We start from the raw sequence: 21,574 nt of genomic DNA, 5'->3' as shown, positions 1-21,574 counted from the left end.
GAGTTTCTTTAGAACGAAAGACTTCGTCGCCAGCAGCGCCGCCGCCCTCGTTCAGTGAGTGGGCTTATAGAACTAACCCTCCCAAACAGTCAACACACATACCCAAAGTTTTTTGACATTTTTGTAACAGGTTGATTCGGCTGGCGTTTTTGTCGGTCGATATTATCCACAGGGCACCCTTTCGGGACGGATTCCCGAAAATTCCTTTATCAGTTGGTCAAAAATCCCTCGAAAAGGCGCCCCCGGCCACCGAAAGATAACGAGAAAACAGCGGCTTGAGCGGATTTATGGTTAATGGAGGATTAAACTGCTTCCCGCCGCGAGCTTTAAATTTCCGTCACAAATCAACGGCAGACATTTCGGAACCTATCGCCGTCTTAGGTGTTGTCTTTCCCATTGAACGAAGGAGACCGATATGGCTGCCAACACCGATGATATCAGAGCATCTGTCAGCAAGGACATTACCGCACTCCAGCAGGAAGTCTCGCGCCTGCAGAAGATGATTTCCGCTCAAGGCGCCGAAGCCTATTACGAAGTGCGCGGCCGCGCCGGCAAGGCTTATGACGAGGCCCTGCCCCGCGCTAAGAAAGCCGTCGCCCAGATCAGAGCCGAAGGGTCAGCTGCTGCCGGCGCCGCCCGCGAACACCCGACCGCAGCGACCACTGCGCTGGTGCTTGCAGGCGCTATTGGATTCCTCGCCGGCTATCTGCTTTCCGGCAGTTCGCAGCCGGAGCCTCGCCATTGGTGGCGGTAAGGCTCCGCCGCATCCGCTGAAAAATCATATTTTTACGCACCCGCCGATCCGTTTTTCGGCAGGGTGCGTAAATGCTTATGTCTTAGAAAAACCAATTTTTAATGCGATTGATGGGAACATAAAAAACGACAGGGAGGACAACATGGAAAACAAGAGGGCCAATTGCATCATTGAAGTCAGCGTCGATGGCGTTAACGGCCGTTACGCGGTCGGCATCATGAACATGCGCCAGGCACTCGACCTGCCCGAAATGCCAAGTCTGTCGTATACGCATCCGGACCCGGTCAAGGCCGCCGCGGGTATCGTTGTCAGCCGCAAGGAACTTGCCGGCTTTATGGCCTGCCGCTGAACCAGCGCAAGTCTGCCATGCCGTAACAGCGCTTCCACCCAAGCGCTGGCGTTTTTTAACGCGTCTCTTCTGCCCACTTTTTCTTTGCCTTGCTGGCATCCTTGCGCCGTTCATGCCAAGAGAAGGCATCGAGGCAGTATAAGGACAGCAGATGAGGGAACGGCGCCCATCGCATAAGACGCGTGAGCGGACAAAGCCCGCCGCCGGCGCCGCGGCCAAGCGTGTCACCCTCCCCCGCGCCCTTTCCAAACTTGGTTATTGCTCCCGCACCCAGGCCGAACGGCTGATTGCCGAGAGCCGCGTTGCCGTCGACGGCCGCACCGTCAGCGATATCTCCGCCTGGGTCGACCTTGCTACCGCCAAGATCAGTGTCGACGGCCTCGTCATTGCCGCCGAAGCGAAAATCTATCTGATGCTTAACAAGCCCCGCGGGCTCGTCACCACCCGCGACGATCCCGAAGGCAGGCCGACGGTCTATGATTGCCTGAGGGATTTCGACATCCCGCATCTCTCTCCGGTCGGCCGGCTCGACAAGGCGAGCGAGGGGCTGCTGCTGTTCACCAATGACACGGAATTCGCCCAGATCCTTCTCGATCCGGTCACCCACGTGACGAAGACCTATCATGTCCAGATAGACCGGATCATGGACGATGAGGGCATTGCCGCCATGACATCGGGCATCCGCCACGACGGCGAACTGCTGACGGCAACCGCCGCGCGGCGCCTCCGCCAGGGCGACCGGAATTCATGGATCGAGGTCGAGCTCGACGAGGGCCGCAACCGCCAGATCCGCCGCATGCTGGAGGCGCTCGGGACCGAATGCCTGCGCCTCGTGCGCGTTGCGATCGGCAGGCTCGAGCTCGGCGAACTGCCGAAAGGCGCCGTGCGCGCGCTGACCGAGGCGGAGTTACAGTCGTTGCGCCGGAAAACCGGGATCGAGAAGGCGAGACGCAATTGACTAATCAAAGGGATATGGCGCCGCACGATTTCTGGCAGGAGGTTCATCCGCCCGAGACCTTTGCCGTCGACGGCGAATTCGCCTCCTTCTACGTCGCCGTCCTGGAAGACGGCCGTCAGGTTCGCCTGCCGATCCGCGTGCTGGCGGACGGCGATCACGCTCTCGCCTCGCTGATCATCAACCAGGCGAGCTTCGCCGTGCTCGATGTGCTCACCGAAAGCCTCGCCGAAAAGATCCGGCCCATGCGCATTGACGTCGTCGCCGGCCTGCCAACGCTCGGCCTGACGCTTGCCGCCGCCGTTGCGCAGAAGCTCGGCCACAGCCGTTATGTTCCGCTCGGCACCTCGCGCAAATTCTGGTACCGCGACGAGCTTTCCGTCCCCCTGTCCTCGATCACCACGCCGACACAGCAGAAGCGCCTTTATATCGATCCGCGCATGCTGCCGCTGCTTGCCGGACGGCGCGTCGCTCTGATCGACGACGTCATTTCCAGCGGCGCCTCGATCGTCGCGGCTCTTGATCTGCTCGAGGTCTGCGGCATCGAACCGGTCGTCATCGGCGCGGCCATGCTGCAGTCGCAGCGCTGGCGCGAAAGCCTTGCTGCCGCCGGCCCGCGATGGATCGCACGCACCGTCGGCGTCTTCACAACGCCCATATTGGAGCGGAACGCCGCAGGCCGGTGGCAGACACCCGCCTGAGGCGATACATGAGGATTGGTCAATCTTTGCCCGAGGGCACCTCTGTACAGCGCAGGAGGAACGATTACAGTCTGCCCAATCGATGAAACACCGGATCCACGCATGACGTTCGAGCAAGCATCCCTGCTGATCCTCCTGCTGGCGATGCTCGTTCTCTTCTCTTTCGATCGCATCCGCATCGAGGTGATTTCGATCGCTGGCCTGCTCGCCGGCTATTCGCTCGGACTTTATCCCGCCGACCACATCTTCACCGGCTTTGCCAGTCCCGTTGTCATCACCGTCGTCGAGATCCTGCTGATCGTCCAGGTGCTGGCGCGCGCCGGGCTCTTCGACAATCTCGCCGCCCGTTTCGCCGCCGCCAGGCCTTCGAGCTTCAAGGTCATCGCCGGCGCTTCCTCGCTTGCCGGCTTCATTTCTATCTTCATGAACAATATCGGCGCCTTTGCAATCAGCCTGCCGGTGGCGCTGCGGCTCGGCATGGCGCTGACGATCCCTCGCCGCCAGCTCGTCATGCCGCTCTCGTTTGCGGCGTTGCTCGGCGGTCTCGTTTCGCTGATCGGCACGCCGGCCAACCTGCTCGTCAGCGACGCGCTCGCCAAGGCGACCGGAGCAGGCTTTCACTTCTTCGATTTCGCCTATGTCGGCCTGCCGGTTGCAATCGCCGGCATTCTGCTTATCGCCTTTCGCATCCAGCGTCTCTTTCCTGAACCTGACGAAACGCCGGCAGCGATCTCGCCAGGCACGCGCCGCATCGTCGTCGAGCGCCGTATTCCCGACATGTCGCCGCTGATCGGCATCCGGCTTTCCGATTGTCCGGCGGGTTTCGGCATCAAACCGCACGCGCTTATCCGCGGCGACAATTTCGTCTTCGGTCCGCTCGATCAGTCGGTCATTTCAGCCGGCGACGTGCTGCTTGCCGAAGGCGCCGATGCGGTTTTTGCCGGGCTAGCCGCCACCCAGGCGCTGATCGCCGATGCCCATCCGCATGGCCTCCAGCCGGATTTTTCCCGTGTCGAAGCCGTCGTCATGCCGGAAAGCACGCTGGTCGGTTCGCGCGTCCGCTCGCTTGAAGTGTTCCAAAGCCGCGGCGTCGCAGTCACCGCTCTTTCCATGCGCGCGCCGCGAATCGAAGGCCGTTTCATCGACCTGCAACTATCGATCGGCGATATATTGACACTGGAAGGGCCGCGAACGGCAATCGCCGAAGCGCTGGAAGAAAGCGAGTGCCTGCCGCTCGCCCCGACAGCCCCGGCCGAACCGGCCGTCCTCTCCTGGCGGCCCTTCGCGCTCTTTGCCTGCGGCGTCGCCGCCTCTGCGGCCGGGTTGCCTCCCGACATCGCCTTTGCCGGCGTCGTGCTCGTGCTCGCCTTGCTCAATCACCTGAACATCCGCCAGGCGATGGCCGATCTCAACTGGCCGATCATCATCATGCTGGCAGCGATGATCCCAATCGGCCAGGCGGTGGCAACGACCGGGGCGGCCGAAACGATCGCCGGCTGGCTGAGTCTCGTCGTGCCGGTCAGCCGGCCGCTCTTCGGCATCGCCCTCATCCTCTTCCTCGCCATGGCGCTGACGCCCTTCGTCAACAACGCGACGGTTGCGATCGTCCTGGCCCCGATCGCACTGGAATTCGCCAAAGCCGGCAGCCATGCGCCGGACGCCTATCTGATTGCCATCGCCGTCGGCGCCTCACTGGATTTTCTGACACCCTTCGGCCATCACAACAACACACTGGCAATGGGCATCGGCGGCTACCGCTTCAGTGACTTCCTGCGCGCCGGCTGGCCGCTTGCCGTCACAAGCTACGGCCTCGCTTTGTTTCTCCTGGCCCTGTTCTGGCTCTGATGCGATAGTTGGGCCACCTTGACTTCCCGGCAATGACTACAGCGCCGAGTGTCTTTCAGACAAGCAAAGAACGCTGTAGCACTTTGAGTGCTGCATAATTTCTTAAATCGATTCCGATTTGAGGAATTTTGCAGTAGAGCAGGAAGCCTTCCCCCCAATCACAAGGACAGTCGAGCGCCGTGCGAATTCTCTCCGAAGCCCATTTCCCGGAACTGCCGAACTACTATCGCGGCAAGGTGCGCGAGAATTACGATCTGCCGGACGGACGCCGCATCATCATCAGCACCGACCGGCTGAGCGCTTTCGACCGCATCCTCACCTGTATTCCTTATAAGGGCCAGGTACTGACGCAGACGGCACGCTACTGGTTCGAGGCGACGAAGGACATCTGCCCGAACCATGTCCTCGACTATCCCGATGCCAATGTCGTCATCGGCAAGCGGCTAGACATTCTGCCGGTCGAAATTGTCGTGCGCGGTTATCTCGCCGGCACCACCGGCACGTCGATCCTGACGCTCTATAAGAAGGGTGAGCGCGAGATGTACGGCATGCGCCTGCCGGACGGCATGCGCGACAACCAGATCCTGCCCGAACCGGTCATCACCCCGACCAGCAAGGAATTCGACGGCGGCCATGACGAGCCGCTGACGCCTGCCGAAATCGTCAGCCGCGGCCTTCTGACCAAGGAGCAGTGGGAGACACTGTCGCGATACGCGCTCGCGCTCTTCGCCCGCGGCCAGGAGATGGCGGCCAAACGCGGCCTGATCCTCGTCGACACCAAGTATGAATTCGGCACCGACGGCGACGACAACATCATCCTCGCCGACGAGATCCACACGCCTGACAGCAGCCGCTACTGGCTTGCCGAAAGCTATCCGGCCAGTTTTGCCGCCGGAAAACGTCCGGAAAGTTTCGACAAGGATTTCGTCCGCGCCTGGGTGGCGGAGCGCTGCGACCCATATAAGGATGAGATCCCCGAGATTCCCACCGGACTGATCGAACAGACCTCGGCTGTTTATATCAGGGCCTATGAGGCGATCACCGGCGAGCACTTTGTTCCCGACGATAGCGGCGAGACACCGCTTGCCCGCATCCGGCAGAACCTCGCCCCCCACTTCCCCTGAGATGGCAGCGCGCGAAAGCCTCCGGCCGATCATCGGCTTGCGGCATTTCGTGCAATCGCGCTAACATCAGCCAGAAGGATCGGGCCTGGCCCGGCGGGGGACGGATGGCAAGAAGGCCGAGACGCAAGGCCGAGGAAACGCGGGAGGACATTCTCTCGATGGCGGAGATGCTGTTTCGTCAGCGCGGCTATCTCGCGGTGTCGATCGCCGATATCGCCGGCGCGCTGCACATGTCGCCCGCCAATGTCTTCAAGCATTTCCATACCAAAGTCGCCCTGGTCGATGCGATCGCCGGACGCCATCTCGACAATGCTACCGAGCGTTTCGCAGCCTTCGACCAGAACCTGCCCCCGAAGGAGCAATTGCTCCGCTTCGTCCTGCGCCTGCTGGAAGGCCATCTGCAGGACATCCAGAAAAATCCCTACATCTTCGAAATGGTGCTTTCGACGATCGAGGCAAAACTCGAGGCCGGCAACCGTTATCGCGCCCGAATCGAGTTGAAGCTGGACGAAATCATCCGAGAGGGTATCGCGGAGGGACGCTATCAGTGCCGCGATCCCGAGCGCGCGGCACGCACGGTCGCAGACCTCCTGGCCTGCGTCCTGCACCCGATCCTTATTGCCCGCGACGACAAGGAAACTCTGGTGCATCGCGCCGAGGACATCGTCGGCTTTGTCGATGCCGCACTGCAAAATAACGCTTGCTAAGTGATGATTGCTGACTTACGTCACTTCGTAAAGCTTTTGTTAAATTCGGATAAAGGCATTTGCAGCCAGATCAATCCTGACGCTTTTACAAGCCTGCGCTCGGCCCGTGCCGAGCCCGTGGATCGAACCGCAATTGCCACCGCACAGGAAATTCAGAATGATACGGCGTGCCCTTCTCATCTCCTCGGCGCTGGCGCTCGGCGTGTTGCTCGCAGCCTGCAGCGACAACGCCAGCAAGCCTGCCGGCAACGCAGGCGCGGCCCAGCCGGCCTCGCCGGTCGGCGTGATCACGCTGAATAAGGGTAGTTTTCCGGTCACCACTATCCTTCCCGGCCGCGCCGAGACCTTCCAGACGGCCGATATCCGGCCGCAGGTGAGCGGCCTCATCCGCGAGATCGCCTTCAAGGAAGGTGGCGAGATCAAGAAGGGCGACCTTCTCTACCAGATCGAGGATGCGCCCTATATTGCTGCCGTTGAGCAGGCCAAGGCGGCGATCTCCAAGGCCGAGGCGAGTGTGCCGAGCGCTGAAAGCAATCTCGACCGCTACCAGCGCCTCGTCGGCAGCGGCGCCACTCAGATCGAATTCGAAACCGCCAAGACGACGCTGCTTCAGGCCAAGGCCGAAGTCGAGTCGGCGAAGGCCGCACTGTCCGCCGCGCAGATTGATCTCGACCACACCAGGATCATCGCGCCCTTCGACGGCATCATCGACCAGACCGCCTATAATGTCGGCAACGTCGTCTCGGCCAATCAGACGACGGCGCTGACGACGATCCGCCAGCTCGATCCGATCTATATTTCGCTGACGGAATCGAGCACCAACCTCTTGAAGCTGCGCGATGCGATGGCCGCCGGCGACATCAAGGGTGCAGCCAATGTCGTCTTCCACCTGATCCTCGAAGACGGCAAGGAATACAACCAGCAGGGCAAGCTCGACATGTCGAAGCAGGTGGTCAGTGAGACCACGGGCACCTTCATCATCCGCGTGCTCTTTCCCAATCCCGACCGGGTCGTGCTGCCCGGCATGTATGTCCGGGCGACCGTCGAACTCGGCGCGGAGAACGGTTATGCGCTGCCGCAGTTGGCAACGAGCCGCGACGCCAACGGCCGGCTGACGGCGCAGTTCGTTTCGGCCGAGGGCAAGGTCGAGACCCGTGCTTTCGAAAACAGCTCGCCCTCCAACAATTCCTGGCTCGTGACCCAAGGCATCAAGGACGGTGATCAGCTGATCGTCAGCGGTCTGCAATCGATCACGTCAGGCATGCCGGTGAAACCGGTCCCGATGAAGATCACCGACAACGGCGTGGTCGTGGCTGCCGATCAGCCCGCGGCCGGTGACGCGCAGAAGCCCGCAGCGAATTAATCGCTTCGAGCCCCCGACGTCACCGTTCAGCCGCACAGGAACAACCGATGGCCAAGTTTTTCATCCGACGTCCGATTTTCGCCTGGGTCATTGCGATCACCATCATGCTCGCCGGCCTGCTGGCGATCTTCACGCTGTCGATCTCGCAATATCCCGACATCGCTCCGACGACGGTCCGCATCAACGCCACCTATCGGGGTGCGAGTGCCGAGACCGTCGAGAAATCGGTGACGACGATCATCGAGGATGGCATGACCGGCCTCGACGACCTGACCTACATGACCTCGACCTCGTCGACAGGTTCGGCCAGCATCCAGCTGACCTTCGGAACGAGCGCCGACCCGGATATCGCCCAGGTGCAGGTGCAGAACAAGCTGCAGCTGGTTCAGTCGCAGCTTCCGAGCGACGTCATCGATGCCGGCATCAGCGTCACCCGCTCGACCTCGAGCATCCTTCTGGTCGGCTCGCTGGTTTCCACCGACGGCAAGCGCAACTCGGTCGACCTCGGCAACATTCTGTCGACCTCGATCGAGGATCAGATCCAGCGCCTGGAAGGCGTCGGCAGCATCAACGTTTTCGGTTCGGGATATGCCATGCGCGTCTGGCTCGATCCCTTCAAGCTGCTGAAATATCAGTTGACGCCCAGCGACGTCACCGCGGCCATCCAGGCGCAGAACACCCAGGTTTCCGTCGGTTCGCTCGGCGCCCAGCCGGCCATTCCCGGCCAGCAGATAAACGTCACCATCACCGCGCAAAGCCAGCTGACCACCGTCGCCGATTTTGAGCACATCATCCTGAAGGTCGAGAAGGATGGCGCGACGGTCCGCTTGAGCGACGTCTCGCGCATCGAGATCGGCCAGGAAAGCTATGGCGGCAATTCGCGTTACAACGGCCAGCCCTCGACCGGTTTTGCCGTCAATCTCGCGATTGGCGCCAACGCCATCGATACCGCCGCCCGCGTGCGCTCGGCGCTCGATGTTATCGGCCGCGGCCTGCCGCCAGGTGTGGAGATCACCTATCCCTACGACACGACGCCCTTCGTCGAGCTGTCGATCGAAAAGGTCGTGCACACGCTGATCGAAGCGATAGTGCTCGTTTTCGTCGTCCTTCTCATCTTCCTGCAGAACCTGCGGGCGACGCTGATCCCGACGATTGCCGTTCCTGTGGTGCTGCTCGGCACCTTCGGGGTGCTGGCGGTCACCGGCTACTCGATCAATACCTTGACAATGTTCGCCATGGTGCTGGCGATCGGCCTTCTCGTCGACGACGCTATCGTCGTCGTCGAAAACGTCGAACGCATCATGTCCGAAGAGAAGCTCTCGCCGATCGAGGCGACGGAAAAATCGATGGGCGAGATCACCGGCGCCATTGTCGGCATCGCGCTCGTATTGACCGCCGTATTCATTCCGATGGCCTTCTTCGGCGGTTCGACCGGCATTATCTATCGCCAGTTCTCGATCACCATCGTCTCGGCCATGCTGCTGTCGGCGCTCGTCGCGCTCGTGCTGACGCCGGCCCTTTGCGCCACGATGCTGAAACCGGTCGGCGAACACAGGAAGCACCGTGTCGGCGACTGGTTCAACCGCAACTTCACGCGCTCGACCAACGGTTATATCGGCGCCATCGGCTATCTGTTGAAACGGCCGATCCGCGTCATGGTGGTCTTCCTGCTCGTCGGCGCCGGCTGCGCCTATCTCTTCACCCGCCTGCCGAGCTCCTTCCTGCCGCAGGAAGACCAGGGCGTGCTGCTGACGATCGTCACCACGCCGCCGGGCTCGACCACCCAGCAGACCCAGGCAGTGGTCGAGAAGGTCGAGAAATATTACCGTGAAAACGAGAAGGACGCGGTCGAATCCGTGTTCGGCGCGCTCGGCTTCGGCTTCAACGGATCCGGCCAGAACAGCGCCATCGTCTTCACCAAGCTCAAGGATTTCGCAAAACGCACCGATCCCAAGCTCAGCGCCCAATCGGTCGTCAACCGTGCGCTCGGCAATTTCTTTGCGATCCGCGAGGCGCAGGTTTTCGCCCTCCTGCCGCCGGCGATCCAGGGTCTTGGCGTATCGAGCGGCTTCTCCATGTATCTCGTCGATACCGGTGGCCACGGCAATGACGCCTTGACAGCCGCCTCCAAGCGGCTGATTCAGATGGGCAACACCTCGGGCAAGATCGTGGCGCTGCGCACCAGCAACAAGGAAGTCGAGCCGCAGATGCGAATCGTGCTCGATCAGGAGAAGATCGGCGCCATGGGCGTCGACATCGCCTCGGTCAATTCGATGCTGTCGATCATCTTCACCGGCCGCGACGTCAACGACTTCACCCTGAACGGCGAAATCAAACCGGTCTACGTCGAGGGCGATGCCCCCTTCCGCATGCAGCCCGATGACCTCAACCACTGGTATGCGCGCAACAACGACGGCGAAATGGTGCCCTTCTCCGCCTTTACCAAGACGGAATGGGTGAAGGGTGCGCCCTCGCTTGCCCGCTTCAACGCCGTCAGCGCCATCCCGCTCGACGGGGCTTCGGCTCCCGGAGTGTCGTCCGGCGATGCGATGAACCAGATGGAAGCGCTGACCGAACAGCTCGGCGGCGGGTATACGGTCGCATGGCAGGGCATTTCCTATCAGGAGCGCCTTTCCGGGTCACAGGCGCCGATGCTCTATGCGATCTCCGTTTTGGTCGTCTTCCTTTGCCTGGCAGCACTTTACGAAAGCTGGTCGATTCCCTTCTCGGTGATCATGGCGGTGCCCGTCGGCATTCTCGGAGCGCTGACGGCAGCAACGCTCTTCGGTCAGGCGAACGATGTCTATTTCAAAGTCGGCCTGCTGACGACCATCGGGCTGGCGGCGAAGAACGCGATCCTGATCGTCGAGTTCGCCAAGGACCGCATGGAAAGCGGCATGGGGCTCTACGAGGCGACATTGGAAGCGGCGAGATTGCGCCTGCGGCCGATCATCATGACCTCGCTTGCTTTCATTCTCGGCGTTGTGCCGCTGGCGATCGCGACAGGCGCGGGTTCGGCGGCACAGAACGCCATCGGTATCGGCGTTCTCGGCGGCATGCTGGCGGCGACGATGCTCGGAATTTTCTTCGTGCCGTCGTTTTTCGTCGTCATCCGACGCATCTTTGCCACAGGCGGCAAAAATGCGGCAGGAGTGTGATATAAATGCACTGTGATAATGCTGTCGGCGTTGCTACATTGCGCCCGACTGCTTCGGAATGGTGTTTTTGGTAAAACGAGGCGCGGCGGCCGATAGTGAAGCATGAAGCTTCGGACAAGAATTGACTTGCTCGAGTACAGGATGAAATGAATGGTATCTCTTCGTTTTGCCGCTACACCGGCATTATTGTTATTGTTGTCGGGCTGCGTTGTTGGCCCGGATCATGTTCCTCCTGAGATGCCGCTGCCCGCTAAATTCGGAGAGGGCGGAACGAAGAGTGTAGGCGATGTTGCTACTGCCGCCTGGTGGACCGCCTTCAACGACCCCAAACTGAATGGCTATGTCAAGGCCGGCCTCGATCAGAACCTAACTGTCCAGCAGGCGATCGAGCGCATCAATGCGGCCTCCGCCAACGTCACCACCGCCGGTGCCGGCGCCCTGCCGAACCTGACGGTCGGCGGCTCGCACACGATCAGCGGCCAGAAGGGCGAGCTGCGCACGCAGTTCGACACGCGCAACACCAGTGCCGGCGACGTCCAGCTGAGCTGGTTGCTCGATCTCTTCGGCCTCTACAAGCGCAGCACCGAGAGCGCGCTTGCTTCGCTCGATTCCGCCTACGCATCCGCCGATGTCGCCAAGCTGACCCTGGTGCAGGATCTCGTCTCGAGCTATATCGACGTTCGCTACTATCAACAGCGCCTGGCGCTCTCGAGAGCCAACCTGAAGTCGCGTCAGGAAACCTACGAGCTCACCAAATTCCAGCTTGAAGCCGGCGCCGCCTCGCGTCTTGACGTCGTCCAGGCCGAAGGCCTGGTACAATCGACGCTCGCCGAAATTCCCGGCCTCGAAACCAACATCCGCATATCAGCCCATCACATTGCCACGTTGCTCGGCCTGCCGGCCTCGGCCCTCGTCGACGAATTGCTGAAGGGTCATGGACAGCCCGTATTCCGGGGCGGCATCAACTCCGGCATCCCGGCAGACCTGATCCGCAACCGTCCCGACGTTCGCGTCGCGGAGCGCGATCTCGCCGCGGCAACGGCCAATATCGGTGTTGCCCAGGCACAGCTTTATCCGAGCATCTCGCTCAGCGGTTCGATCTCGCCGTCCTACATCAACCAGCGCGGCATCCATGGCGGCCTGACGCCTTGGTCCTTCGGTCCGACCCTCAACCTGCCGATCTTCGATGGCGGCCGCCTGCGCGCCAACGTCAAGTCTGCACAGTCCGACGCCGCGACCGCCTACCTCAACTGGAAATCGACGGTGCTGACCTCCGTCGAGCAGGTTGAGAACGCGCTAGCCGCTGTCCGGCGTGACGCCCGCACGGTCTCGGCACTCCAGGCCCAGGTGAAGACCACGCAGGAAACCCTCGAACTGTCGACTGCATCTTACAAGGACGGCGCCTCTTCGTTGCTCGACGTTCTCGACGCGCAGCGCCAGGTTTCGCTCGCCCAGGCAAGCCTTGCCCAGGCAGTTCAGCAGATGGCCAAGGACTATGTCTCCCTCAACATCGCGGTCGGCGGCGGCTATGCCCCCGGCGGCAAGACGACCGTAGCCAACACCACTGTCGTGGTAAAGCCGGCCAAGACCTGATCGGCTGCCTTGTGCCGTCTGGACATACACAGCCCCGCGATCGTCTCGCGGGGCTTTTTTCATATCGGCCGAGTTTGTATCGCGGATAATGCGCAATAAGATGAATTGGGAATCGACAAGCGAAAAGAGCTGAGGTAAAGCTCTGATTAAACGATTAATCAGAGCGCCGTCGATCATGGCTTCATCGCGTTCGGGACCGAACCTCAGCAGGATAGCGACGTCTCTCGGCGTCTCCGTCGCCACCGTCTCCAATGCGCTATCAGGCAAGGGCCGCGTCTCCGGCCAACTGGTCGAAAGGATTCGCGAGCATGCCGCCGAGCTCGGTTATGTCCCGAGCCAGGCCGGGCGGGCGCTCCGGACCGGCCGCAGCGGCGTTCTCGGCCTGGTGCTGCCCGATATCGCCAATCCGCTGTTCCCAAAGATCGCCCAGGCGATCGAATTCGCCGCCTCTGCCGCCGGTTACGGCGTGCTGATCGCCGATTCCCGCGGCGAGGTCGCCACCCAGACCGAGGCGATCAATCGGCTGGTCGAGCGCGGCGTCGACGGCATGGTCGTCATTCCCCGCCGCGCCACCCGCATCTCTTCGGCCGTCTGTCCTGTCGCCGTCATCGATACCCCATCGACGTCAGGCAACACAGTTGCTGCCGACCATTGGCAGGGGGGCAGCGAAATCGCCAGCCATCTCGCCGGCCTTGGCCATCGCCGCATCCTCATCATCGGCAACAATCAGGAATCCAGCGTCCAGAACGACCGCGCCGATGGCATCCGCTCCAGCATGCGCCCGGACATGCATGCGGAAACACTGTGGATCGACAGGCTCGAGCGGGATAGCGGCAGCGGCTGCCCGCTCGGTCTCGCCGAAAAAGTCAGGCAGGGTTTCACCGCCTTCGCAGCCCTCTCCGACCTGCAGGCGCTACGGGCGCTGACAGAGTTGCAGCAGGCCGGCGTCAACATTCCCGCCGATGTCAGCGTCACCGGCTTCGACGATCTCATCTGGTCGCCGGTCGTTACGCCGTCGTTGACGACGGTTCGTATGGACATGGACGCTATTGCCGGGATTGCCGTGTCGGCACTGGTGGATACCATAAGGGCGAGCAGCATCCGGCAGGGCATGCTCGTGACCGCCGAGGTCGACCGTGTCCCCATGCAGCTGATCGTCCGCCAATCATCCGGGCCTTGCGGACCCGGCACAAAAAACCTCAGAGATGGAGAACATGTAAGATGAAAAAAGCGCTCATTGCCTCGGCAGCACTCGCCGCCCTATCTCCGTTCGGAGCAACAGCAGCGGACCGCACATTGACCATCTCGGTCTATGCTTTTGCACAAGACGATTTCAAAACTCTGGTCTATGATCCCTTCGAAGCCAAATGCGGCTGCAAGCTCGTGGTCGAGACAGGCAATAGCGTCGAGCGTCTGGCCAAGATGGAAGCGAACAAGGCCAATCCCGTCGTCGACCTCGCCGCCGTTTCCATGGCCGATGCACTGGCTGCCTCCCGTGCAAGCCTGATCGACAAGGTCGACACCGCTAAGCTCGCCAATTTCGCCAAGCTCTACGACGTCGCCAAGGATCCGAACGGCGACGGCATGAGCGTCGGTTACACTTTCTATGCCACCTCGATCGCCTATCGTTCCGACAAGATGAAGATCGACTCCTGGGCCGATCTCCTGAAGCCGGAATATGTCGGCCACGTCGCCTTTCCGAACGTGACGACCAACCAGGGGCCGCCGGCGCTCTACATGCTGGGCCAGGCGCTCGGAAAGGACACGCCCGATCTGAAGGGTCCGATCGAGGCGCTGGGCGAGAAGAAGGACGACATCGTCACCTTCTACGAAAAATCCTCGCAGCTCGTACAGCTGATGCAGCAGGAGGAGATTTGGGCAGCGCCGATCGGCCGTTTCTCCTGGGCAGGCTTTACCAAGCTCGACGTTCCAGTCGCCTGGGCAACGCCGAAAGAGGGTCAGACCGGCGGCATGAATGTGCTGGTGCTGACGAAAGGTTCGAAGAACCAGGATCTCGCCTTGCAGTTCATGGATTTCTGGCTTTCGACCGACATCCAGACCAAACTCGCCGAAAAGCTGGTCGACAGTCCAGCAAACAGCGAGGTCAAGCTTTCCGAAGCCGCCGCCAACAACCTCACCTATGGCGAAGAAACGGCCAAGAGCCTCAAGCTGATCCCTTCGGCCGTCGCACTCGACAACCGCGCCGGCTGGCTGAAGTCATGGAACGACAAGGTCGGCCAGTAAGGCCTGCGTGAGAACCGGTCCCGGCGCCCTGCCGGGACCATCCTCTGTCCGCTCGAAAGGCGCCTCATGTTCCAGAACCGCGCAGAAGCCATGGCGCTGGCCTTGCCGGCAGCCGTCTTCGCGACCGTGGTCTTCCTGCTGCCCGTCGCAGTCTTGCTGTCGGAGGGCTTCCGTGCCGGCGGCGCCTGGACACTGTCGGCCTATGCCGGTTTCTTCTCCGAGACGCTGAACCGCACCGTTTTCCTGCGCAGCTTCCGGCTCGGCCTCGAAGTCACCGCCGTCTCGGCGGTCATCGGTTATGCCGCAGCCTTTGCTATTGTGAACCTGCCGCCGACTGGCAAGGGTCGCATGATCGGCCTCATCACCCTGCCGCTGATGATCTCGCCGGTGGCGCGCACCTATGCCTGGATCGTCATTCTCGGCCGCACCGGCATCGTCAACCAGGCGATAACGGGCCTCGGCCTCAGCGGCGAGCCGCTACGGCTGCTGTTCACCGAGACCGCCGTGTTCATCGGCCTCCTGCAGCTCTTTCTGCCGCTGATGATCCTCTCCTTGATCAGTGCGCTCGAGAACATGCCGAAGGATGCGATTCCCGCTGCCCGCGTGCTCGGCGCCAACTGGTTCCAGGTCTTTTGGAAAGTCATCCTGCCGCTGACCAGGGAAGGCCTCGTCGTCGGCGGCACGCTTGTCTTCACCGGATCGCTGACCGCCTATATCACCCCTGCCGTGCTCGGCGGCTCCAAGGTGCTGATGTTGGAAACGCTGCTGTATCAGCAGGTTTCCGTCGCCAATGATTTCGTCTCGGCCAGCGTCATCGCCTTCATCCTGATCATCATGAGCTTTGCGGCCAACATCCTGCTGAAACGGCTTGCGACGGCAAGGAGCCGCCGATGACCCTGCGCCTGTTTTCGCTCATTGTGCTTTTCCTGCTGTTGGTCTTTCTGATCGGTCCCTTCCTGATCATCATCGCCGCGTCGCTGTCGGCAGGCGATACGCTGGCCTTCCCGCCGCAAGGACTGTCGCTGCGCTGGGTGATGAAGGTGTTCACCGTCGAGAGTTTCCGCGACAGCTTCGCCATGTCGATGTTCCTTGCCGTCTTCGGGACGCTCGCAGCCCTCGTCCTCGGCATCCCGGCCGCCTATGCCCTGTCGCGCTACCGGCTGCCGGCGGCCGAAACCGTCCGCACCGTCGTCTCGCTGCCGATCATCGTGCCCGGCATCATCGTCGGCCTGGCGCTGCTGCGTTATCTCGTCGTGCCCTTCGGCTTCAACATCACGCTCGCGCTCTTCTTTGCCCATACCGCCCTTGTACTGCCCTATGCCGTGCGCGTCGTCTCGGCGAGCCTCGACAATCTGCGCTCGGATATCGAGGAGGCCGCCGTCCTGCTCGGCTCCTCCAGGCTCGGCGCCTTCTTCCGCGTGGTGATACCGAATATCCGCGGCGGCATTCTTGCAGCCTTCATCCTCGGCTTTGTTACCAGCTTCAACCAGGTGCCTGTCTCCCTCTTCCTTTCCGGTCCCGGCGTCAGGACGCTGCCGGTCGACATGCTCGGCTACATGGAAACCACCTACGACCCGTCCATTGCGGCGCTCTCCGCCCTTCTCGCCTTTCTCTCCATCGGCATCGTCTTCCTCGCCGAACGTTTCCTGGGATTCTCGCGTTATGTCTGATGCCTATCTTCAACTCGACAAGCTGACGCTTGCCTATGGCGATACGGTTGCGGTCGGAAATCTCGACCTCGCGATCGGCAAGGGCGAACTGGTGGCGCTGCTCGGCCCCTCGGGCTGCGGCAAGACGACAACGATGCGCGCCATCGCCGGCCTGCTGACGCCTGCCTCCGGCCGCATCCGCCTCGACGGCGCCGATATCACCCGCGTCTCAGCCAACAAACGCGCCGTCGGCCTCGTCTTCCAGTCCTACGCGCTTTTCCCGCATCTGACGGTCTATGAGAATGTCGCTTTCGGCCTGCGTCTCAAAGGCATCTCGGGCGCCGATCTCGACGCCCGCGTCGGCGCTGGCCTCAAATCCGTCGGCCTCGCCGCCTTCGCGAGCCGCAAGCCGGCCGAACTCTCCGGCGGCCAGCAGCAGCGTGTGGCCCTCGCCCGCTCAATGGTGATGGAGCCGAAAGTGCTGCTGCTTGACGAGCCGCTCTCCAATCTCGATGCCCGGCTACGCCTCGAAATGCGCGCCGAATTGCAGCGCGTCCAGAAGGAAACCGGGGTCACCATGATCTTCGTGACTCACGATCAGGTGGAGGCTTTGGCGCTCGCCGACCGCATCGTCGTCATGCTGAACGGCGGCATTGAGCAGATCGGTACGCCTGAGGAGATCTACAATCATCCCGCCTCCGCCTTCGTCGCCGATTTCGTCGGCTTCGAGAATGTCTTTGCGCTGAAGGATGGAAAGCTTGCGACGCCGAACGGCCCAGTCGCGCTTTCCGCTCCGGTCGCAGACGCCGGGGCGGGCCTCGCCTGGCGTCCGCGCATGGTGAACCTTGGCTCCGGTCCATTCCAGGGCACCGTGCGCGGCACCTCTTTCGCCGGCAATACCCGCGAATATCTCCTTGATACGCCGCTTGGGCCCATCAAGGCCGAGATCGATGCACGCCTGCCGCCGCACGAGATCGGCAGCGCGCTCGCCTTCGACCTGCCGGTTGCCGGTGCGGCCAACCTCAAACGGTTCGGGTGAAGTCATGGGCGTCTGGATCGATACAGACATGGGCTTCGACGACATCGCCGCCATTCTGGTGGTGGCACAGTCGGAATTCGAAATCGACGGCATATCGCTGGTCTTCGGCAATGCGCCGCTGCCCCAGGTGAGAAGGAACGCCGCCGGCGCAGCCACTGCATTCGGCTGGAAGTTCCCCATCCACACCGGCCGCGCCATGCCGGTTCTCGGCAAGCTCGAAACCGCCCAGGCGATCCTCGGCGCAACCGGCATCCCGACGAGCGGCAGGAGCCTGCCGGAGGCATCAGCCCTTGCCGAAAGCGATGCCTTCTCAGCGCTTTGCCGCTGGCTGGAACGTGACGGCCAGCACCGCATCCTGGCGCTCGGACCGCTCACCAATATCGCCGCCGTGGCGCTCGCCCGCCCCGACCTCGCCGCCCGCATCGACGACCTCGTCTGGATGGGCGGCGGCGTCACATTGGGCAACCACACGGCGTCCGCTGAGTTCAACGCACTCGCCGATCCCGAAGCTCTGTCGATCGTCATCGCCCATGGCCTGCCGCTGCGCATGGTCGACCTCGACCTCTGCCGCAAGGTGCTGGCAAAGCCGGAGGATACCGAGCCGGTGCGCAATGCCGGCGGCACCAATGCCGAGCTGATCGCCGATCTATTTGCAGGTTACATTCGCATCGGCACCAGCCGCGGCCGTCCCGGTATGGCGATCTACGATCCTTCTGCCGCGGTCGCCTTCGTGGCTCCCGATATCGTCGGCTTCCGCCCCGCGCGCATCGACGTCGAGCTTCAGGGCAGCTTGACCCGTGGCCGCACCGTCGTCGAGACCCGCGCCACGCACGCGGCTTTCAATGCGCAATTCGCCGCCGAAATCGATGCCGATAGGGCGCGCGGGATCATTCTCGCCGCCTTGGTCAACGAGGCCCGCAAATGAACGCCACCCCTCGCCAAGAACCCGCCGATCTTAACGATCCCGCCTTGCGCGCCCGCGCCGTCGCGGCTGCGCGCGGCGACGCCCCCTTCGATGTGCTGATTACCGGCGGCCGGCTGCTAGACGCGGTGACAGGCCTGATCCGGGAGGCCGATATCGGACTCGTCGGCGCGCTGATCGCAAGCGTCCATGCCCCGGCAAGCCGCACGGATGCGGCCCAGATCATCGATGCGGCGGGCAGCATCGCAACACCCGGCCTGATCGACACCCATATGCATATCGAAAGTTCGATGGTGACGCCGGCCGAATATGCGCGCGCCGTGCTGCCGCGCGGCGTCACCACCATCGTCTGGGATCCGCACGAATTCGGCAATGTCCATGGCCTTGATGGGGTGCGCTGGGCGATCGAGGCGGCACGCTCACTGCCGCTGCGCATGATCCTGCTCGCCCCCTCCTGCGTGCCGTCGGCACCGGGCCTGGAATTGGCCGGCGCCGATTTCGATGCCGCCGTCATCGCCGAGATGCTGCGCTCGCCGGCCGTAGGCGGCGTTGCCGAGGTCATGAACATGCGCGGCGTCATCGACGGCGATCCGCGCATGAACGCCATCGTCAATGCCGGTCTTGCCACTGGCAAGCTCGTTTGTGGCCATGCCCGCGGCCTTGAGGGTGCCGACCTCAACGCCTTCATGGCAGCGGGCGTCACCTCCGACCACGAACTTACTTCCGGCGCCGACCTCGCCGCCAAGCTTTCAGCCGGCCTGACGATCGAGCTGCGCGGCTCCCACGACCATCTGCTGCAGGAATTCGTCGAGGTGCTGAACGGTTTCGGCCACCTGCCCGCGACCGTGACGCTCTGCACCGACGACGTCTTTCCCGATGAACTCGATCAAAGCGGCGGCCTCGACGACGTCATCCGCCGCCTCGTGCGCTACGGCATGAAGCCGGAATGGGCGCTCTGCGCTGCGACCTTCAACGCCGCTCAGCGCCTGAAGCGCTCCGATCTCGGCCTTGTCGCCGCTGGCCGCCGCGCCGACATCGTGCTCTTCGAAGATCTTGATGAATTCCGGGCGCGGCTGGTCATCTCAAGCGGCCGCATCGTCGCCCGCAACGGCAGCATGCAGGTCGACATCCAGCAGCTCGACACGGCGCCGCTTGAAAATTCGGTGAAGCTGCCGCAATTCACCGAGGATGATTTCCGCATCCCGTCGAGAGGCGAACGCGTCCGGGTCGCCACCATCGACCGCCCGCGTTTCACGCAATGGGGTGAGGCGGAGACGGAGGTCACGAATGGCTTCGTGGTACCGCCGGCCGGCAGCGCCATGATCGCCGTCGCCCATCGCCACGGCAAGGCCGACCGCATCCCGCGCCTCGGCTTCCTCACCGGCTGGGGCGACTGGCGCGGCGCCTTCTGCACCACCGTTTCGCATGACAGCCACAACCTCACCGTCTTCGGCGGCAATGCGCGCGACATGGCGCTCGCCGCCAACGCCGTCATATCAGCCGGCGGCGGCATGGCGGTCGCCAAAGACGGCGCGATCGAGGCAATCTTGCCGCTGCCGCTCTCCGGCCTGGTGACCGACGCGTCGCTGAAGGACACAGCTTCGGCCTTCGCCGGCATCCGCAAGGCCATGGAAAAAATCGTCGACTGGAAACCGCCCTACCGGGTCTTCAAGGCCTGCTTCGGCGCCACGCTTGCCTGCAATGCCGGCCCGCACCAGACGGACCGGGGGATTGCCGATGTGGTGACGGGCAAGGTGCTGGAAAGCCCGGTGCTGGAGGTTTTGTAGGGTCGGGGCGCACAGACCGCAACCAAGGGATTGCGGTGCAGCCCCCTCATCCGCCCTACGGGCCACCTTCTCCCCGAGGGGAGAAGAGGAGTCGAAACGTCGCAGCAACCCTCTTCTCCCCAGCGGGGAGAAGGTGGCCCGAAGGGTCGGATGAGAGGGTGCGGCAAACGCTTAAGTTTCCCTTTTCAACTCCCGCTCCACCAACGCCACCCAATAAGCCGCCCCATACCCAAGCGCCTCATCATTGAAATCGTAAGCGGTGTTGTGATGCAGCGCCCCGTCCACTGCCGGGCCGTTGCCGAGCCAGACGTAGCAGCCTGGCGAATTCTGCGCGAAGAAGGCAAAGTCGTCGCCTGCTGTCGACGGCGGAAAGCTTGTCCGCACCTTCCCGCCGAACACCGCGCCGGCGGCGGCAAGCGCTCGGGAGGTCGCATCCCCATCATTGACGACGGGCGGAATGCGCCGCTCGAAACGATAATCGGCCGATATGCCGTACATGGCGGCCGTTCCGCTGGCCAGCCGACCAATCTCGCTCTCCAACTGATCGCGCACATCGGGCGAATAAGCTCGCGCCGTCCCGCCGATCTCTACGATATCGGGAATGACATTCAAAGCCTTCGGGTCGCCCGCCTGCAGGAAACAGGCGCTAACAACCGCCGGCTGCAGCGGATCGACCACCCGCCCGACGATCGTCTGCAGCGATGACAGGAAGGTGGCGGCGGCCGTGATCGGATCGCGGCCGAGATGCGGCTTGGCGCCGTGCGTGCCGATGCCGCGAAAGGTGATGCGCCAGCTGTCGGAGGAGGCGAGCTGCGGCCCCTCGACCACGGCAATCTCGTCGACCGACAGTCCCGGCATATTGTGCAGCCCGTAGACAGCGTCGCAGGGGAAAAGCTTGAACAGCCCCTCCTCCACCATGCGCTTCGCGCCGCCACGGCCCTCTTCGGCCGGCTGGAAGATGAAATGCACCGTGCCCGAAAAACCCCGCGTCGCCGCCAGATGACGCGCGGCACCCAGCAGCATCGTGGTGTGGCCATCATGGCCGCAGGCATGCATCTTTCCGGGTACGGTCGATTTATAAGCCCGCTCCGCCGTTTCAGGCATGGCGAGCGCATCCATATCGGCCCTGAGCCCGATCCTGCGTGTGCCGTTGCCGACTGTGAGCGTGCCGACCACGCCGGTGCCGGCCAGCCCGCGATGCACCGTGATATTAGCCTCCTCGAGAAGCCTCGCGACGATGCCGGCAGTGCGCTCCTCCTCGAAGCCGAGTTCGGGATAGGCATGCAGATCGCGGCGCAAAGAGATCAGGAACGGCAGATCGTCCTTGATCCGGGCGGGGATGCTCATGAGCCTGAATGTCCTGTCAAGCGTAACGGGCGCCCAT

Annotated in this window: 17 protein-coding genes and 1 pseudogene; 17 read left to right on the top strand and 1 reads right to left on the bottom strand. The window is 62.5% G+C overall.

Annotated elements, in window-relative coordinates:
- Positions 1-415 precede the first annotated feature (415 nt).
- The 17 genes and pseudogenes from FHX03_RS19675 (at position 416) to FHX03_RS19595 (ending at position 20,190) form a co-directional block, all read left to right on the top strand.
- Complete coding sequence (locus tag FHX03_RS19675; protein WP_097629293.1) at positions 416-754, top strand: hypothetical protein; 339 nt, start codon at positions 416-418, stop codon at positions 752-754.
- Positions 755-896: 142 nt separating this feature from the next.
- Entirely contained in the window at positions 897-1,103 is a 207-nt protein-coding gene (locus FHX03_RS19670) for a hypothetical protein (protein WP_003590425.1), read from the top strand.
- A 151-nt stretch (positions 1,104-1,254) separates the two neighbouring features.
- Positions 1,255-2,061, top strand: a complete 807-nt coding sequence (locus FHX03_RS19665) for a pseudouridine synthase (RefSeq protein WP_183855054.1) — start codon at positions 1,255-1,257, stop codon at positions 2,059-2,061.
- Positions 2,058-2,759, top strand: a complete 702-nt coding sequence (locus FHX03_RS19660; protein ID WP_275593020.1) for a phosphoribosyltransferase — start codon at positions 2,058-2,060, stop codon at positions 2,757-2,759. Before FHX03_RS19665 ends, FHX03_RS19660 begins: the two co-directional genes overlap by 4 nt.
- A 102-nt stretch (positions 2,760-2,861) precedes the next feature.
- Positions 2,862-4,604 (top strand): SLC13 family permease, encoded by a 1,743-nt coding sequence (locus FHX03_RS19655; protein ID WP_183855052.1) that lies wholly within the window; start codon positions 2,862-2,864, stop codon positions 4,602-4,604.
- A 179-nt stretch (positions 4,605-4,783) separates the two neighbouring features.
- Positions 4,784-5,728, top strand: coding sequence for a phosphoribosylaminoimidazolesuccinocarboxamide synthase (locus FHX03_RS19650; protein ID WP_097629289.1), 945 nt, complete (start codon positions 4,784-4,786; stop codon positions 5,726-5,728).
- Positions 5,729-5,832: 104 nt separating this feature from the next.
- Positions 5,833-6,435 carry a TetR family transcriptional regulator gene (locus FHX03_RS19645; protein ID WP_183855050.1) on the top strand — a complete coding sequence of 201 codons (603 nt, stop codon included), beginning with the start codon at positions 5,833-5,835 and terminating at the stop codon, positions 6,433-6,435.
- Positions 6,436-6,592: 157 nt separating this feature from the next.
- Complete coding sequence (locus FHX03_RS19640; protein ID WP_183855048.1) at positions 6,593-7,798, top strand: efflux RND transporter periplasmic adaptor subunit; 1,206 nt, start codon at positions 6,593-6,595, stop codon at positions 7,796-7,798.
- Positions 7,799-7,845: 47 nt separating this feature from the next.
- A complete protein-coding gene (locus FHX03_RS19635; protein ID WP_097629286.1) occupies positions 7,846-10,956 on the top strand; it encodes an efflux RND transporter permease subunit in 3,111 nt (1,036 codons plus the stop codon).
- Between the two features lie 150 nt (positions 10,957-11,106).
- Positions 11,107-12,549 carry an efflux transporter outer membrane subunit gene (locus FHX03_RS19630; protein ID WP_097629285.1) on the top strand — a complete coding sequence of 481 codons (1,443 nt, stop codon included), beginning with the start codon at positions 11,107-11,109 and terminating at the stop codon, positions 12,547-12,549.
- A 175-nt stretch (positions 12,550-12,724) separates the two neighbouring features.
- Positions 12,725-13,769 (top strand): annotated as a pseudogene (locus FHX03_RS19625) (LacI family DNA-binding transcriptional regulator).
- A 1-nt stretch (position 13,770) separates the two neighbouring features.
- Positions 13,771-14,793, top strand: a complete 1,023-nt coding sequence (locus FHX03_RS19620) for an ABC transporter substrate-binding protein (RefSeq protein WP_097629284.1) — start codon at positions 13,771-13,773, stop codon at positions 14,791-14,793.
- Positions 14,794-14,859: 66 nt separating this feature from the next.
- Positions 14,860-15,687 (top strand): ABC transporter permease, encoded by an 828-nt coding sequence (locus tag FHX03_RS19615; RefSeq protein WP_097629283.1) that lies wholly within the window; start codon positions 14,860-14,862, stop codon positions 15,685-15,687.
- Positions 15,684-16,463 carry an ABC transporter permease gene (locus FHX03_RS19610; protein ID WP_183855046.1) on the top strand — a complete coding sequence of 260 codons (780 nt, stop codon included), beginning with the start codon at positions 15,684-15,686 and terminating at the stop codon, positions 16,461-16,463. Before FHX03_RS19615 ends, FHX03_RS19610 begins: the two co-directional genes overlap by 4 nt.
- Positions 16,456-17,481 (top strand): ABC transporter ATP-binding protein, encoded by a 1,026-nt coding sequence (locus FHX03_RS19605; protein WP_183855044.1) that lies wholly within the window; start codon positions 16,456-16,458, stop codon positions 17,479-17,481. Before FHX03_RS19610 ends, FHX03_RS19605 begins: the two co-directional genes overlap by 8 nt.
- Before the next feature lie 4 nt (positions 17,482-17,485).
- Positions 17,486-18,406 (top strand): nucleoside hydrolase, encoded by a 921-nt coding sequence (locus FHX03_RS19600; RefSeq protein WP_097629280.1) that lies wholly within the window; start codon positions 17,486-17,488, stop codon positions 18,404-18,406.
- Positions 18,403-20,190, top strand: a complete 1,788-nt coding sequence (locus tag FHX03_RS19595; RefSeq protein ID WP_183855042.1) for an adenine deaminase — start codon at positions 18,403-18,405, stop codon at positions 20,188-20,190. Before FHX03_RS19600 ends, FHX03_RS19595 begins: the two co-directional genes overlap by 4 nt.
- Positions 20,191-20,361: 171 nt before the next feature.
- Here FHX03_RS19595 and FHX03_RS19590 read toward each other — a convergent pair whose 3' ends face one another.
- The gene (locus FHX03_RS19590) at positions 20,362-21,537 is read right to left on the bottom strand and encodes a M20 aminoacylase family protein (protein ID WP_097629278.1); all 1,176 of its coding nucleotides are present in this window, start codon (positions 21,535-21,537) and stop codon (positions 20,362-20,364) included.
- Positions 21,538-21,574 lie beyond the last annotated feature (37 nt).

This window comes from Rhizobium sp. BK456 (assembly GCF_014194045.1).
GTDB lineage: Bacteria > Pseudomonadota > Alphaproteobacteria > Rhizobiales > Rhizobiaceae > Rhizobium > Rhizobium redzepovicii.
The sequence above is the reverse complement of the archived record's forward strand: the minus strand, read 5'-3'. Positions and strand labels throughout refer to the sequence as shown.

Coding starts and splice junctions, on each gene's coding strand:
- FHX03_RS19600 (WP_097629280.1), top strand. CDS start 17,486: ATGGGCGTCTGGATCGATACAGACATGGGCTTCGACGACATCGCCGCC.
- FHX03_RS19610 (WP_183855046.1), top strand. CDS start 15,684: ATGACCCTGCGCCTGTTTTCGCTCATTGTGCTTTTCCTGCTGTTGGTC.
- FHX03_RS19665 (WP_183855054.1), top strand. CDS start 1,255: ATGAGGGAACGGCGCCCATCGCATAAGACGCGTGAGCGGACAAAGCCC.
- FHX03_RS19595 (WP_183855042.1), top strand. CDS start 18,403: ATGAACGCCACCCCTCGCCAAGAACCCGCCGATCTTAACGATCCCGCC.
- FHX03_RS19675 (WP_097629293.1), top strand. CDS start 416: ATGGCTGCCAACACCGATGATATCAGAGCATCTGTCAGCAAGGACATT.
- FHX03_RS19620 (WP_097629284.1), top strand. CDS start 13,771: ATGAAAAAAGCGCTCATTGCCTCGGCAGCACTCGCCGCCCTATCTCCG.
- FHX03_RS19605 (WP_183855044.1), top strand. CDS start 16,456: ATGTCTGATGCCTATCTTCAACTCGACAAGCTGACGCTTGCCTATGGC.
- FHX03_RS19670 (WP_003590425.1), top strand. CDS start 897: ATGGAAAACAAGAGGGCCAATTGCATCATTGAAGTCAGCGTCGATGGC.
- FHX03_RS19645 (WP_183855050.1), top strand. CDS start 5,833: ATGGCAAGAAGGCCGAGACGCAAGGCCGAGGAAACGCGGGAGGACATT.
- FHX03_RS19630 (WP_097629285.1), top strand. CDS start 11,107: ATGGTATCTCTTCGTTTTGCCGCTACACCGGCATTATTGTTATTGTTG.
- FHX03_RS19640 (WP_183855048.1), top strand. CDS start 6,593: ATGATACGGCGTGCCCTTCTCATCTCCTCGGCGCTGGCGCTCGGCGTG.
- FHX03_RS19655 (WP_183855052.1), top strand. CDS start 2,862: ATGACGTTCGAGCAAGCATCCCTGCTGATCCTCCTGCTGGCGATGCTC.
- FHX03_RS19635 (WP_097629286.1), top strand. CDS start 7,846: ATGGCCAAGTTTTTCATCCGACGTCCGATTTTCGCCTGGGTCATTGCG.
- FHX03_RS19590 (WP_097629278.1), bottom strand. CDS start 21,537: ATGAGCATCCCCGCCCGGATCAAGGACGATCTGCCGTTCCTGATCTCT.
- FHX03_RS19615 (WP_097629283.1), top strand. CDS start 14,860: ATGTTCCAGAACCGCGCAGAAGCCATGGCGCTGGCCTTGCCGGCAGCC.